The 16,642-nt window shown below is 46.4% G+C and carries 9 protein-coding genes; all 9 read right to left on the reverse strand.

Annotation, left to right across the window (positions count from 1 at the left end; translation table 11 throughout):
• Positions 1 to 3,174, reverse strand: a complete 3,174-nt coding sequence (locus tag ON006_RS15930; RefSeq protein ID WP_244822932.1) for a SusC/RagA family TonB-linked outer membrane protein — start codon at positions 3,172 to 3,174, stop codon at positions 1 to 3.
• Between the two features lie 679 nt (positions 3,175 to 3,853).
• Complete coding sequence (locus ON006_RS15935; protein ID WP_244822931.1) at positions 3,854 to 4,585, reverse strand: GntR family transcriptional regulator; 732 nt, start codon at positions 4,583 to 4,585, stop codon at positions 3,854 to 3,856.
• Between the two features lie 105 nt (positions 4,586 to 4,690).
• Complete coding sequence (locus tag ON006_RS15940; protein ID WP_244822930.1) at positions 4,691 to 7,354, reverse strand: glycoside hydrolase family 38 N-terminal domain-containing protein; 2,664 nt, start codon at positions 7,352 to 7,354, stop codon at positions 4,691 to 4,693.
• Between the two features lie 29 nt (positions 7,355 to 7,383).
• The gene (locus ON006_RS15945; protein ID WP_244822929.1) at positions 7,384 to 9,138 is read right to left on the reverse strand and encodes a class I mannose-6-phosphate isomerase; all 1,755 of its coding nucleotides are present in this window, start codon (positions 9,136 to 9,138) and stop codon (positions 7,384 to 7,386) included.
• Positions 9,138 to 10,325, reverse strand: coding sequence for a DUF5005 domain-containing protein (locus tag ON006_RS15950; protein WP_244822928.1), 1,188 nt, complete (start codon positions 10,323 to 10,325; stop codon positions 9,138 to 9,140). The genes ON006_RS15945 and ON006_RS15950 overlap by 1 nt, the downstream gene beginning before the upstream one ends.
• 313 nt (positions 10,326 to 10,638) lie before the next feature.
• On the reverse strand, positions 10,639 to 11,745 hold the full coding sequence (locus tag ON006_RS15955) for a DKNYY domain-containing protein (protein WP_244822927.1): 1,107 nt from the start codon (positions 11,743 to 11,745) through the stop codon (positions 10,639 to 10,641).
• A gap of 130 nt (positions 11,746 to 11,875) precedes the next feature.
• Entirely contained in the window at positions 11,876 to 14,089 is a 2,214-nt protein-coding gene (locus tag ON006_RS15960) for a glycosyl hydrolase family 95 catalytic domain-containing protein (protein ID WP_244822926.1), read from the reverse strand.
• Between the two features lie 135 nt (positions 14,090 to 14,224).
• The gene (locus ON006_RS15965) at positions 14,225 to 14,662 is read right to left on the reverse strand and encodes a response regulator (RefSeq protein ID WP_244822925.1); all 438 of its coding nucleotides are present in this window, start codon (positions 14,660 to 14,662) and stop codon (positions 14,225 to 14,227) included.
• Positions 14,663 to 14,896: 234 nt separating this feature from the next.
• Positions 14,897 to 16,297: a S8 family peptidase gene (locus tag ON006_RS15970; protein WP_244822924.1), complete on the reverse strand. Its 1,401-nt coding sequence runs from the start codon at positions 16,295 to 16,297 to the stop codon at positions 14,897 to 14,899.
• Positions 16,298 to 16,642 lie beyond the last annotated feature (345 nt).

Consider the following 16,642-nt stretch of genomic DNA (forward strand, 5'->3'; position numbering starts at 1 on the left):
TTAGAAAGTAAGATTAGCTCCGAAGCTTAGCGTTTTCATATTAGGATAAGCCCCACCGTTTCCACTCAGGAATTCCGGGTCACCGTTACCATACTTTTTAAGCGAATTGAATATCATAAAGGCATTGTCGCCCGAAACGTAAATTCTCAATGCAGTAATCCTCGCTTTTGAAGAAATACTCTTAGGAAGAGTATAGCCAAGCTGGACATTTTTCAGACGCATCCACGTTGCGGTGCGGTAGTAGAAATCACTGTCGGAGTTCGCAAGACCAGTCGGTGCGATCATCGGAAGTTCCGAGTTCACATTTTCTTTTGAGTAGCTATTGAGCGCCACATATTCCAGACCATTACCACCTGCGCCGGAATTGAAGCCTGTACTCAATCGGAACTTCGCACCACTTTGGCCCTGTAACAATGTACTTAGGTCAAAGTCTCTGTAATTCAATCCGATACTCAGACCATACTGGGTACTTGGGAAAATCGTAGTAACCCCCGTGGTCGCGTCGGTATTATTGGTCGTATTGAACATATAACGGTCATTGCTATCGATCTTGCCATCTCCGTTCAAGTCGGCGAAGATCAGGCCTCCCAATGTGGCTCCCGGATATTTCACGCTTTTGTCGAGGTCTGCCTGTGTCCGGTAAATACCGATGGATTTATACACCAATCTCGATCCGAAAGGCTGGCCTTCCAGCTTCTGGTAATCTTCTGCCTGTGGCGTTTCGTCGAAATAGACAATCTCGTTTTTGTTATACGACACGTTTCCGTTGATACGTAGGGTAATATCCGAGAAGTTATGACGGTACCCAGCCTGGAATTCAATCCCCTGGCTGTTCATTTTACCGATGTTTTCATCAGGTAGCAGCAATCCCGTGTAGCTTGGTATGGATGCCTGTCTTCTACCCAGGATGTTGGAAGTTTTCGCTTTGAAAAGATCGACTTCGAATGTTAACCGGTTATTCAAAAATGCTGCTTCCAAACCAATATCAGTCTTTTCGCTCACTTCCCATGTAATATTAGGGTTAGGTGTCGACTTCACGGCAATACCCCGCGCATCCACTCCATTCACTACCCAGCCAGCATCATATCCGTACGCGGCAATGTATTGAAAAGGATTAACGCGGTCATTTCCAAGACGTCCCCAGGAAGCTCTCAGTTTCAAATTACTGATTACATTTTTTGGAATAAATGCCTCGTTGCTAATTACCCAACCTGCTGAAACCTGTGGGAAAAATCCAAAACGGGTTTCTTTGGGGAATATAGGAGAACCGTCATATCTGGCGCTAAATCCGAAGAGGTATTTCTCTCTGAAGTCATAGCTTACACGTCCGAAAAAGTTCTGTCTTGCCGATTCTGTTGCAGTACCGTCTGTGTTCCAGTTCAACCGGTTTGTAGTTCCTGCAAAAAGCTGATCGATCAATGGTGAGTCATACCCGAGACGTTGTGCCCAGAAATTGTTGTCATCATAACTCATCTGTTCGTAGGCTACGAACGCGTTAACCTTGTGATCCTTGGAGAAAGTCTTGCTATACGAAAGCTTGATGTTTCCGGTTGTACGCAGGCTTTGTCTAAAATCCTCCCGCAAACCAATATCCTCTACCGACCTCGATTGTTTCTTCACAATATTACCGGTGGTAGGGTCTTTCTCGTAATATGGCCATACATAGTTGAATTGCTTATCATAACCGACGGTTTTAACAATAGACAAAAATCCATCCAATGCTAACCCTGGCACAAAAGGCATGTTGTACTTGAAGCGTAGCGTTCCGCTGGCCACATCAGCTTTATATCTGCGGTAACCTGGGCTGAGAAGACGCGCCGCAGGGTTCAAGTGCGACCATCCTTCACCCGGATAACGGTAATCGCCACCGATATATGCTTCCTGCAACGGGCTGGTACTTGCCAGCGATCCTACTTCTCCGCCAGGACCGCCCTGTGGAGTCTGAGTTGCTTTTTCACGGATCGACAGGTCAAGTCCTACTTCCAGGTCTTTGGTTACTGTCACATCAATGTTACTTCTTACATTATATTGTTTCAGCTTCGATTTGTTGTCACCACGAAGGATACCTCCTTGTGTCGCAGTACCCAGGGAAACAAAATACCGTACCTTGTCAGTACCACCGCGCATGGTCAGCGAGTATCTTGTTTGCTTCACCGGTGGCCCGATCAATGCATCCCACCAGTTTTCAGCTCTCCTTTTTCCGGTTTTGAAAGCATCTACCAATGCATCAGGAAAGTCTGCGGGTGTACCCTCAAGTGCTCTTCTGTCGTTCAATACTTTCATATACTGAAATGCGTCGGCCGATTTCACTTTCATAGTCGGCGACTGCCACGACTGCGTTGTTGAAAAATCAAATGTAGGCTTGCCCGATGTACCTCTTTTGGTAGTGACCAGGATTACCCCACCCGCCGACTGCGCACCATAAATCGCTGCGGAAGCATCCTTCAACACAGAAATGGATTCAATATCATTGGGATCCAAACGGTTCAAACCATCCGGGTCCGCATTGGCAACCCCGTCGATTACGATCAGTGCAGAGGTGTTGCGGTACGTATTTGCACCCCGTACCAGGATCTGCGCGTCATCAAAACCAGGAGCAGCACTTCTTTGCGTAACATATACGCCTGCCATGCGTCCTGCGAGGGAGTTGGACAGAGACGCAGCGCTGGATTTTTTGATCTCCGCACCTGTTGTCTGCACAACTGCATTGGTCAGTTCCGACCGCTTCTGGGTACCATATCCAACCACGACCACATCGTTCAGTTCCTGCGACGAAACCTCCAATTTTACGTCTATGGACGATTGAGAGCCGGCTTTCACTTCCTTGGTAATATACCCGATATAAGAAAAAACCAGAATGCTGTTCGCATCCTTTACCTTAATAGAATACTTTCCGTCCGTATCCGAAACCACACCATTAGTGGTACCTTTTTCCAGGACGTTTACGCCTGGTATCCCTGCATTTTTCTCATCCGTGATCGTTCCGGTAATGGCCTGTTCTGCGGCACTGCGGCTTGCATGGTGGATAGCCACGCCTGACGCCCGTCCCAGCGGATTGCCGCCCAACGGTGTCCCGTTCGCCCACACTGCGGGAGTCAGGAGGCCCACCAGCGCAATTCCCAAAAGGGCATGCGATGCCCTGTGTCCATTGTCTGTAAGTAGTTTTGGTCTCATAAAGCAATTATTAGTTATTAAAATTCGTCCGTGGGTTAAATCCTCCGGTTATAGTTGGGTATTCACTGAAAGCGGCTCGAAATTGCTGATGAAGGGGTACTATAATATTACCTGGCACCCGCTCTTTAAATAACGGATACCCATAAACGTCAACCCCTGTAAACGCCCGTGAGATACTTTCTGCCAACTTAAAATAGCAGAGGCATCTAAATCACACGGGCAAATGATGAAACTTTAATATGTACAAACATATAAACATATTGTCAAAGTAGCAAGCCTTATGTCAAATAATAATTCATTGATATAATATAATTATTACCAGCGGTCCCTGTAAGTTTGTATTGGAGTGTCAAAATCTGCCCTGGTGAGGTCTGAGAGCCTCTTTTAGCGCTTCACTGTATCCACCACACATTCAACACCTTGCAGCATATCTGATGATATTTTCACCTGGGAATGCGAAACGAGGCGCACTCCAAGTCGCAATTTTAACACATAAAAGGCCTTTAAAATTCTATATTTAGACCTCCCATTAGAGAAATTATTCAAATTTATGGCAGATTAGTACTACAAATTGATGGCATGTTGATATGTTCTAGTACCATATTGTCATAAAAAAAGCCATCCGGCACGAAAATGCGGATGGCTTTGGGGGTTTAACGAATGTCACTAAACGTCACAATTACTCTCTTACGCTTTCTACTGTATATACAAAGCTATCGGCGCGGTAATAACCAAGGTTATATTCGATGGGTCTTTCGCCCTGATCAAACACAAAACGTTTTCTGAAAAGGATAGGACTTCCGGGATCCACTTCCAGTTTGGCGGCAGTGAACTTGTCAGCAGCTATCGCGCCGACTTCTTCTTTGGAGAGCGTGGCCACCACCATATGGTCTTTTTCAAGAATATCATACAACGGCCGCTTGAAGTCCTCCTCCCCAGTCAGGCCTACCCGGGGGTGAAAATAGGAAATGAAATATACAAATGGCCCGTCTGCCTTACCTCTGAGGCGCTCCAATTTCAGGATTTTTTTGTCCGGTGTAATATCAAAGAAATTAGCGATTTTTTCATCCGGGGTAACCCAGGTAACGTGAAGCTCGAAGTTCTTAACGATAATGCCACGTGCATTCATTTCCTGCGTAAAACTCAACCAGTTCTTTGATTTTGAGCTAATTACAGGCTCAGCAACCTTGGTACCAATCCCTTTTTTCCGGATCAAAAGGCCTTCATACACCAGCTTGTTCAAAGCCTGCCGCAAGGTTGACCGGGATATCGCCAGCTGCTTTGCCAACTCAACTTCATTAGGTAAAAACTTGCCGTTCAAATGCTCGGGGTCGCTGATCATCGTGCGCAGCAGATTTTCCGCCTGAATGTGCAAAGGAACCGGACTCTTATGATCGATACTAAATTTCATAAATAGGAAAACCAGGTAGACAAAAACAAAAATAGCAAATTTGGCTACCTTCCGAAACAATATGTATGAGCAATCCAAACAATTGCAGTTTATTCCGAACCAGCATCATTCCAGCACAAAACTTGCCGGGGCGTTGGCCCCCAGAAAAAAGCTGAACTTATTGTTTGAAATAGAAATCGCCTTTTCCATTACCTCACCACGAAGATTTACAGGCGTTGCTTTCGTAAACATCGACTTCGCCGGCAGGGAAACTGTCATGTCACCGGAAATCCCTTCTTGCTCCCATAACCGGAAAACAACTCCCTTACCATCAGGATTTTCACCAAAAGCAGTGACCAATGCGCCTGCTCTGGAAGTAGACAAGCCACTTTGTTTCGCAGCCAGTTGCCCCGCCACGCCGTCGGCCACACCCGTCAATAATGGCAAACGGGCCTCCCAGGAGTTTTTAACAAGGTCAGGGTTTGTTTCGGTTTTCTTTCCAATTCCCCAAATCCGAACTTTTTCACTCCATGAGCCGTCCTGCCACAGCGGAAAATTGGTGTTCCACATATTATTGTAAATGTTGACAAACACGGCTGCCTTTTTGGGAGTATGCTCCATATCAAACTTCCACAGGCCCGGCTCTCCCAAACTGATCAGCGGAGAGTCAACCGGGGACAAAGCCACGCCTGATTGATCCGCAGCAGTAACTGAAACGCCGGAATTGACGGCCATCAAATACCTGTTGGTCCCCGAAATAATATCTTTTGCTGGGTCAATCGGGCCTCCAAGCCTGCCAACAGTGAAAGTAGGATCTTTTACTGCGAACGGAAAACACAGCCAGCCACCCTCAGGATGCTTGTCGGCAGTTTTGGAATCTACAAACCATTCAATGTCCACGTAGGCCGCATTGCGAGGGAATGTATATACAATGGTATATTGTTTAGCCAGGCCTTTTGTATTGACCGAAGTCAATGTGGCAATGTCCGCAACTTTGGAATGGGTGACATTCATTTTCCAGTCATCCGGCGTAAATGCCTGATAAGGAACCTGCGAGGCTGGTGCCATACCTGGTTTTCCCAGATCGTTCAATCCCCAGCCCTCCTTAATGCGGCTGTATTTGTTAAACCAGCTATCCACTTCATTACTACTAAACCGCTCGTGCAAAAACTGCCCTGCAACATAGCCTGATGACCTATCAATCAGTTCTTTACCATTGGTTTTTTCAATAAGAGACGCAATCCCTCCTTTTTTCAAATCAAAGACTACCTTGAAATTGGGCGTCTCAAAAGACGGCCGCGAGTCACTGGAAATCGTGGGAATACCTATTTCTTTTTGCGAAAAAGATACAAAACCCGATGCCGGCACTTCCTTCGCATAAAAGTATTTACCCTTCTCCCATGGAATCTCAACCATTCCGGATCGCGCCCAGGGCAGTGGGTTATACACGACCACCCTCTTTCCTTCGATACCAACCGATTTGGCAAGGAGGTTAAGATGGCTGGTCAACTCGCTGGTGACAATCTCCTCGGTATTAAGGATGTACCGGCGTTTCTCGTCGTAGGAATTCAACCACTTTCTTTTGCTCCCAATCTCCGTTTTTTTGGCGTAGCTATTTTTTAATTTCGAATAATCACCGTCGGCAGGGATGGGTTCTGCCTCTGCCTCCCTCATCCATTTTTTCCAATCCTCGCCATAGCTGTACCGCGGGCCATATTCGGCATTCATTCCCCAGGTATGTTCCGCGTACAAGAGGCTTTGCTCATAGGCTCGTGCCAATTCAGCTGCAATGGATTTAACAGGCAATTGCCAGATTTTCATCTGCGTATTCAATTCGTCCAAAGCGGATTCCAGCGGGCGAACCTGCCTTGCCACCTTCGTTTCCCTTGGGTTTGCAAGCAGTCCCTGTATCCAGGTGTCGGGAGTATCTCCCTTTACAACAGGCAATTGTGGATTTTCAGCTAATACTGCTTTGGCAAAATCATCCAACGTTCCGAGGTGGATCTTTACTCCCGGCAGGTCGGCGGTTGTCTTCGCAAGGATTTCTTCCAGCTCCTTTTGACTTGGCGGACCATGGTTATCGCCGGTCATGATCATTCCCAGGTAATTACGGCATGGCCAGTCAGCGGGAGGCTTTATTTCAGACCCATATAGTGAAGTGTATTGACACAATATTTTAGAACCGTCTGCACCTTCCCACCAAAACAGCGGCGGAACACGCGGATACTGGCTCGCCGGATTGCAACCCAATTGAAGAAACTTGACACCTGCATGGCTGAGCAAAGTTGGCAACACCCATGAATGACTGGGGACATCAGTCATTTTCGCGCTGATGGGCAGGGGTAAGCCATAGGTACGGGCTATCTGCGAAGAAAACCCGAGCCCGCGAACAAGATCTTCATAATCAAGAGATTCCGTATGCGTCGTAAAAGGAAACGCATGCACGGCGATAGACCCTTCCCTGATCGCCTTCTCGACTCTTTGCTTTCGTTCCGGCGTTTGCAATGGGCCCAGGATCTGAGCGCTGAGCGGCCAGCCGGACACGGTCCAAGCAAAATGCTTGTCTGCCGGAAGCTTGGCATTTTCATCGACGATTTTCAATGCATTGTCCATCATTTCTCCCCGGTACCTGGCAAAAACGTTCTGCGGCAAATCGGTAAAACCAAGGTCAAAATGGGTTTTAAAAACCAGCCAGACGTCCGTGACTTTTGATTCGCCGGGCGTAGCCTGTTTCTGCGCGGTAGCCGTCAGGGCCAGCAGCGCTAAAAAAGATAAATTTAATATTCTCATAATTTCCAATTATACCGATACAAATCGTCCTACACTCTGATATAAGCTTTCAGCGTTGCACATTTTTTCCCGACAGATTTTCCGGAGGGGTTGATCGTGTAAGATGCCACATGCGCCGGTACGATAAATGTCTCGGCATAATGGATCACATAAGGTTCAAAAAGGCCATCGGGACTTTCCACGATTACTTCATCGCCTTCCACGAGATTAATCACATTCAAATTCCCGTGGGTGTAATGTGTCACTTTTCTGTCAAACCAATGTCTTCTGGTTTCAATGAACTGCGTGGAGTACAAACCTGTGGATTCTTCCCTGGAATGGCCATTCAGTGAGATTTCGGTAATATTGTTAAAGAGATTCTCTTTCACCCAATCTTCGTCACGGGTCCAGTCGATGACATTTTTACCATGTTCTATATTGATCGGTCTCGGCTTTCCGTCGAGTCCCAGTCTGCCCCAGTCCCATAATTTGAATGTAAAAATGTACGGCGTTGCTGAAATTTCAAGTACCACTGCATTTTTCCCTGAGCAATGTATCGTCCCGGCGGGAATAAGGATGTGGTCGTGCTTTTTGACGGACAGCTTGTTTACATATTTTTCCGCGTTAAAATCAGCCGACCCGTTCTGCGCCTCTTCCAGATCAGCGATCATATCGGCCGCGTTCACACCTTTATGCGTACCCAGGTATACGCACGCGTCCTCCTCCGCTTCCAGGAAGTAGTAGCTTTCGTCCTGGGTATAATCCATTCCAAAATGCTCCTGAATGTACGCACGCGTTGGATGTACCTGCAAACTCAGGTTGCCTCCATCCATCGTATCCAGAAAATCGAACCGGATTGGAAATTCCGCGCCGAATTTGCCATAGATACCCGTTCCCAGCAATTGCCGCGGCCGGGTGAGCACCAGGTTAATGGACGGAAGTTCAAAAATCTCCTCGCCAAATTTGAAAAGCAGACTATTTTCCTCCGGAACGCAGTCGAAACCCCAGGCATAGTTAACCTCCTCACGGTCAAGATCAATGACTTCTTTCAGCCATTGCCCACCCCAGGGTCCAGGGTCAAAAAACGGTACTACCCTGAATGGTCTGCTCACGGCTTCGTCCAGTCCTTTCAGATACAGTTCAGCACCGATCATTTTGGGTTCGCCCGCTATATTGGCGTCGATAAAAAAGTCAATCTGATCAAAAAACCTGAGTTTATGGCGGTCGAAAACACGCCAATCGAGGAAATAGCCCTGTTTGTATTTTAATGCAAAACCTGCATCCAGGTTACCCATTCCAAAGTTGCCGACCTCGTTCCGCTTCATTCGTTTCTGAATTTCCCAGCGTGCCAGGTCGGCGTAGATCAGCACGTCGGCGTCGGCAAACAGCCTGGCTCCCTCGCCGCACACCACCACCGTGCCGGACTCGATGTTACGGATCTTTTCACACTCCCGGTCAAGGCTTCCGGTATCAAAAAAATCGATCATTTTCAGGTCGTTCATTTTCCCGAACACCTGATCATCCGTTACAAACGGATAAACCATTTCATTGATTTCAGCGGCACTTTTAAGAAAATCGTTCGTGTTAATCACCGCGACAGCTTCCAGATTTTCCTTTATGGCGTCAAGAACCTCGTCCACATTAACCCCGTGATAGAGATCAATGCAAATCACATTCTTTGTTTTGTTTTTTAGATGGACAACTTGCCTCACCTCCCGGAAAATTCTTTCCCAGCCAGCAAAAAATGCATCGGAGGATTGGCTTACTTCGATAAACGGAAACTTGTCGTAACTGGATCGCATCATCAGTTATTTTTTAGTGTTTTGCTAAATTTTACCCGCACAAAACGCGGACGGTACAGGTTCGGCTGCTTTTGCAAAACTTCAAAAAACTTGAAAGTGTTTACATTATAAGAAATCAGCAACTCGCCCGGCTCCGATAGCGCGGGATGGGCTTTGGCATTGTATGTGAATAAATCCGGGTCTTTAATGTCAGCCGAAGTCTTGTAAAGTACAATTCTCGGACCAAACGGCCCCACCGGGGTAGGCCCTACCTGCATGCAAATTTCCGGAAAAAGGCTGCCTAATTGATAAACCAGGGCATACTTACCCGGTGACAGCAGGCTCACACTCAGCTCATTGGAAACCGAATCGCTCAATGCCGCCACCGACTTCACATCCTTCCCCCAGCCCTTGCCGTTCCAGAACTCCCATTGATCAAATGATGTAACCTGCGCCGGTTTCACCCTCGCAGAGACAAGCTTTTTGGTAATGCCTTTTGTCCCATACACATACATAAAACCATCAGGCTCCGCCTCCCCTGCCGACTCGGTATTATTGAGTACCGCCGACCCGAATGAGATCGTCTCCTCTCCGCTTTTGTAATTATTGAACGGCAATTCCAATTGCTCCTGCGTCTCATATGGAAAGCGACTTCCCGCCGGAATCCGAAGCAGCGTATTACCCGTTTCCTTGAACGGGAAGGCCGATTTATCGTGTGTATTGGTAATTTTATATGCAAAAATAAACAGATCCTTACCAGCATCAGGATTAACAAAACCGTCCCCCAGCCAAAAGTAGGTATCCTTGTCCTTAGCCGTTTTTGGAATAAAAACGGCCTTTTCCCCGGCAACCTTAAACGCTATGCTCGCAGAATCCGGAGCCTTACCGTTCAACAATGCTATCGAATTGTTTACAAATTGATAGCCCGGCATCAGTTTGTCTCCTTCAATTTCACCCACCATTGTATCACTGAAAAGAAAAAGTATGCTGTCGCTTTTTTCAGAATCTTTACCTGAAAATGGGATGGTAAAAATTCCATCGCCGCCAAACCAGCCCGATTTCCTCAGAAACAGGTTGGACCATTCCGGTGCCGGGGCAGCGGTAAATTCCTTCTCATTGACATCCGGTAATGCCGCATTCTGCTTGCTGTCAGAAGATTGCGTGTCACATGAAAAAATGGCGACCACGAAAAATAGAATGCTATATTTCATAGAGGGTGTAATTTTTCCTAAATATAAACAATATGTATATATGTATGAACATATTTAAAAATTCAAGTTTAAATCAAATATATGATTTCTGGAAGATGTTTTCTTTACTGGCAGTGTAGTTGTAGGTGTCACGTCAGCCTGTTCGATTGCAGCCACCTGTTCATAGTATACAAGCAATTGACGCGCGGTGAGGATCGTCGCGCTGGCAATCCTTATCCCAGTATTTGGCCTGCATGCATGCTTCGCCGCACTATTTGTCGGATCGGCATTGCTGTTTCGGCGAGCAGGTGATAGGCAAAAAAGCTAAATATCCTTAATCAACGGCTACCTTCACGCCTTCGTGGAATTTGTGAATTGCATCTTCGGAATCCGCATTTCCTAAATCGTGTGGGTATACTTTAAAAGTGGCTGGGTCAGCGCCTTTGACTACTCTGGTTTTGTAATATACATGTTTGCTGTCGCTGCCGTAGTTCTCTCCCAGCACTTTAAATGTTGCTACATCTGCATCCTTCATCTTTCTATCATTCATAAAAACCGAAGTTTGATCTCTGGCATAGTTGTAATCATGCCCATATATTCCATTTTCCTCGAATACTACAAACGACCCGGGATCAGCACCAGCGACTTGCCCTTCGCGGAAAAAGACTGCGTTTTTGTCTTTCGCATACCCCTCGGGCAGTATTTCGAACGAATGGCCATCAATGCCTTTCAGTATGAATCCAAGAAAGAACACATGGTTATCGTCTTTTGAATAGCGGTAATCCAGTATTTGGAACGAAGTTCGCTCGCACGGCAAAATACAGATATGCTGCCCTTCGCCGGTATAGCCATAATAGTAAATGTTCGCAGCATCTCTGGCGAAATGCTCTTCCAAAAGCTCAAAAGTTTTGCCTTCGCTACCCGCAATGGGAAGCCGGTTTAAATAGGCTGATACGTCGTCTTTACAAAAATGCGTGTCGATAATGACCAGTGATGCTACTTGCTGAACTTTGAAAGCAATCCCCTGGAACCACGCATTTGATTTATTTTTTGCATACCCGTCCCCAAGGCTTATAAATGTCGGGATATCAGCATCTTCGATAGTCACGATCGTCTGCTTTTTGGTCAGATAGTAGTTTTGTCCTTCCCGGTATTCATTACAATAATATGCCCTGTCCTTGTCTTTGGCATAATGGTCGTCCAATGCTTCAAATGTAGGAACATCGGCGTAGCTGAAAGCCCGTGTCCTGTAATAAGCAGTCGTTGAGTCCTTTGCAAACGTTTTGTTCAGTACCTGAAAATTTTTATCTGTGACAACTTCGCCGTTAAATTTGATTTTGTCAGCCTTTTCTTTGAAGCCCAACATTGATCTGAGCAAAGATCCGGCGATCTTGAAAAAGGTTTTAAGAAGCCATTTTATTATTTTGAATGCGGTAGACATGTGTATTTTAAATATTAGGCCGGATAGCAATGATCAAGCGATGCATAAGTTATGAAATTTGACCATCAAACAAAAAGCTTGCAAATCGTTGATTTGCAAGCTTAAATACTACAATTAACCTAATTAATATCTATTTCGAATCCGGTGCACCGGCTATCAATTGCAGATTCAGATGTTCACCGGCACTGGTATTAAGACTAAATCTTTCGCCTGAGACCTTCTCAGCATTCTTTCTGTTACGTATAATGCGCACCTGCCTGCCCGGCCAGGGATTAACAATCGTACATGTTTTCCCTTTTTCACTTTTGATGTTGACTATTGAAACATTCCCATCAGTTCGGCTCGCAGAAACCAGGAATGCGCCCCAGGCCCTCAGATTCTCAAATTTTGCATTCTGCCCTTCGGGCAAACCGGCAAACAAACGGATGACATTTCCGGCACTCATACATAGCATTTCGTCCAGCGCATTGGTAACCGTGCAGCTGTTTTCTATCCCATGCGGATTATCCAGCTGAAAACCATTGGGATATGTATGCAAAGCATATTTGCGCAACTCATTGAATACGACTCCCGGATCATAACCCACCCTTATTGCGGCCATAAAAAAACTGCTGCCAGTGTTATGGTCCTGAAACCGCTGCATGTCCGTGATGGTATTACGGGCAAGGGTCAACAATTCTTCGCCACTATCCAGCGTGATGGCATTGGATGGATAAATATGCTGGATACCCAGCCCATTATTCACCCACCAGTCAACTCCCTTTTCGGTGTACCGGAACACCTTTTTTCCATTCCGCTCCTGGACTGGAAAATGGCTGAGCTTCTCTAAAATATCATTCCATTTTGCCCGCCTATCCTGGTCAATTTTCAGGGTCGTACTGAGGTCGAGCATCAGGTTAAATGCATTACGGACAAGGCCTAATGATAAAATCGGATTCATATCCGCGCCAGATCCCTCGTGTATCGCGTCGTCGTAGATCACGTAACGGCCGTTCTCATATTTGAGATAATCTTCCCAAAAATTGGCTACCGCCAATGCATATGGGTAGATCTTTTTTCCATAAGCCTCGTCGTAAGTACAACGCCAGTATTGCGCCATATTCAACAATCCGTACGCCGCATTGGAACGCTGGCCAAAAAACAGCCCGCCCTGCTGCTCATTCACTGAATTATAATACCTGGGGTGGTTCCTTGTTACCTCTATTCCCAGAGGTCCGATGCCGACGGGGTACTGCACACCTCTTGTATGGGTGACGTTTTGCGCATACCACTCCCCTCTTGGTATAAAATCGATCAATGGGGCGTCATGGGGTGCGCCTTGCTCCAACCTGTTAGCGGAATAAAGAGAGTAAAACGGGGCCTGATGGTTATAATTCAAATGGTAGTCCCCCGCCCATTGAGGATCGTCACTGGTTACCCAGCCAAAAAGTCCCGGCGGGAATTTAGGGTCACGGCTGCATGCTGCCATTGTATAAAGACCCTGGTAGTACGCCTTCATCAAAACCGTGTCTTCTATTACAACCGATGATTTTTGCCAATATGCGTTCCACCATTGTTGATGTTTGCTCAATTGCGTTTGCGCCGTGCTTCTGTCCACGTTATTTATTCGTGCCAAAACGTATTTCAAGGGCTCCGCGTTCTTAAACCGGCTTTCAACTGCGACTGCTATTACCACTTTCTTGCCCGGTTCTATGGTAAATGAGCTACTATTCGCGTCGATGGTACGCAATGCAACAGCTACTTCTGTGGCAATGTCGACGCTATCTGTAAAAGCACGGGTCAGCCAAAGGCTATTTCCCCGAACACCTTTCGTCAATCTGGCTTCCTTGTTTTCAGGGGCTGTCAGGCTTACTGATACATTTGCCACCTTTCCAATTGCTTTCAGTTCGATGAATATCAGGTTATCAGTAGCTGACACCCAAGATTTCGCCTCCACTTTTTGGTGGTCAGATACTAATGAGCAAGTCGTGACGCCATCGACAAGCCGCTGGTCTGCGGTGAACCGGGCATTGTTCAAATCTTCAATCTGAACATCAACTGACCCAACGATCCGCGGACCGGACACGTCATCTTTTCGGGTCACGGTTTTGGGTGAGACCAACCGCCAGAAATCATTCTTGGAAATATAGTGACTCAACGTATTCCCCATGTAGCCCGTAGTCATTGTAACATCGCCGTTACCCATCAATGGTCCGTCCACCTTGTTTTTACTGGGAGTAGAAACCAATGGCTTTGTCCAGATATTATAATAAGACGAAACTGCGGGAGCAACTGCCTTGCGGAATTGAGCCAAACCATCAAAATAGCAAAGTAGCAAAAGGGAAACTAAACAGGCATTTTTCATGAACATTCGGGAACCAATCAGATCCAACAAAGAATCATGCAAATAAATATCAATATCTCACCAACTGCCTATTTACCATTGATCAATGCTGATACTATATTGGCATAGTAAAAAATAACGTATATTGATATACGCTCAATACGCTGTTGTATGGTGGAGACTTACGAGTATCTGAGGGCTGAGATAGGGATTGCCCGAAAACACCGTCCGCACACAGTTGACAAGTTCGTCAGCGCACGCGTACTTGGGAAGATACCCCTTTACACCCATACGTATCAACGAACGCACCTGCTTATGATCGGGTGTGCTGGCGTATACGATGAATGCCGAGAACGGGTTCTTTTCCATTGCCATTTTCAGAGCGCTCTCGTTTATTTCGGACTGTTCGTCTGAAAAGCCAATGATGATGATATCAAAAATCCCCATCTGCATGATCTTTTCCAGGGATTCCATGGATTCTGTTTCCAGCGGTGCTAAATTCTGGAACCGGCGATTGAGTATAGCACGTAGGGTTGTGCGAAATACCGGGTTTTCTTCTACGAGCGCTACATTCATGTCTTCCTTGGTTTTCATATACTTCTAAAGGCCAGACAAAAGTATTTCATATGCGCAACCCAGACTTACAAAAAAATTGAAACATTATTTAAATATATTGTTTGTTTGATTGAATAAATTTAATGGCGTATAAACTACTTCGACACACTTATGTAGCTTGTAATCATACCAATAAAGAAGGTCAGCCAGTTATAAAATGCTGGCTGACCTTTCTTTATACAACTTGCTTAAACTTCGTCAGGTTCGTTATGCCTACAGTGAAAGGGCCGCATTTACGTTGAGCCTGCCGCCTGTAACCGTTTTTCCGGCCAGGGATGCTGTCGGAACAGCGCTTGCTAAAATTGCATTCCTGATCTGCGCCACGGACGCGCCAGGATGTGTAGACGCGTAAAGCGCCACTGCTCCGGTGACATGAGGCGTAGCCATGGAGGTACCATTATAGGATGAATAAGTATTAAATGCAGTAGTTGAATTGATCGCAACGCCAGGTGCACCAATGTCGACCGTCGTTGCGCCATATTGAGAGAAACTTGCAAGTGCGCCATTTTTATCGATAGCTGCCACCGAGATAACGTTCGGCAGATTGTAATTGGCAGGATAGCTGGCTGTTATATCGTTATTAGTACCCGCATTTCCTGCCGCTGCGATAAACATGATACCGGCATTGTTCGCACGGCTGATCGCATCGAAAAGCGCCTGCGAATATCCGCCGCCGCCCCAGGAATTGTTACTGGCGACTACATTAAGTCCGCGGATCTTCAAATTGGTAAGGTAATCAACCGCTTTGATCGCATTGGCCGTCGTGCCGCCCCTCCTTCCGAGGAATTTGGCAGAGATCAGCGTGACACTCCAGTTGACCCCGACAACCCCTTGTGTATTTGATTTGCCTCCGATCGTACCCGAGACATGGGTGCCGTGATCATCCAGCGTTCCTTTGCTGCCGCCGTCATAGATAGAAGCGTCATTGTTGGCAAAATCCCATCCGTTAATATCATCCTTTAATCCGTTACCGTCGTTATCAACCCCGTCGGTGGCTTCTAAGGGATTCACCCATATTTGCCCCGTCAGATCAGGATGGCTCAATTGGATCCCCTCATCAATGATTCCGATGTAAACAGATGCCGAGCCTGTTTTCCCCGCAGACCAGGCAGCGGCCGCATTGCTACCGTACTGGTTGGCAGGCGAAGTGCCAGCCCCGTACATTCCCCACAAAGATCCATTGGTAAAATACGGGTCGACGGTGGTAGCGGTATGGTAGTAAACAAAATTCGGTTCTGCAAAATCGACCCCCTCAGACGCTTTCAAATCTGCAATGGCTTCGGAAACTTTTTTACTGATCTTGATCAGCTGGACACCTTGCTTTTTCCCGGCTCTTTCCATTGCCTTGGTAAGAATCTTTTCAATCGATTGCCCCTTGACTTTGTCCAGTGCTTTCTGCTTGACGGCTTCGGATGCGCCTTCGGAGAATTGAACCAGCAATTCGCCTTCAACATATTCACTTTCAGCGCTTAAACGGGCATTATTTTCAGTGTTGACGGGAGAACTTGAAGGTTCGGAGTCAATTCCGGCGTCCTTACAACCAACAACCATTAAGGAAACCGCAATACCCATAGCGAGTGCCCTGGATGCTAAAGAAACATACATTTTTTTCATAGTGGTTTTTGTAATTTGGGTGCGTTTATTTCTTAAAACGAATGTATCGAAATTAAACTTGAATTAAACTATTCGACGTACAAATTCTAATTCTATGTAGAATTGTTTAAAGTTTGTCGACAATATTTCCAGAATGCGGGAAGGGCTACAAAGACCGCTGTCCGCAGATCCCTTATGCCTCCTGGACCGTCGCCTCATCCGCCGGGATGTCTCCGTATGGCCATCAACCGGCATTACATCAGGAACGTGCTGGTGGGTGCGGGCATTGGGAATGTGGCTATGAAAACCGCCTATTGGAATTCACCGTTCAGTAACCTGTCTGTTTTTGCAACTTTTTGATCTAAC

The organism is Dyadobacter pollutisoli (assembly GCF_026625565.1).
GTDB lineage: Bacteria > Bacteroidota > Bacteroidia > Cytophagales > Spirosomataceae > Dyadobacter > Dyadobacter pollutisoli.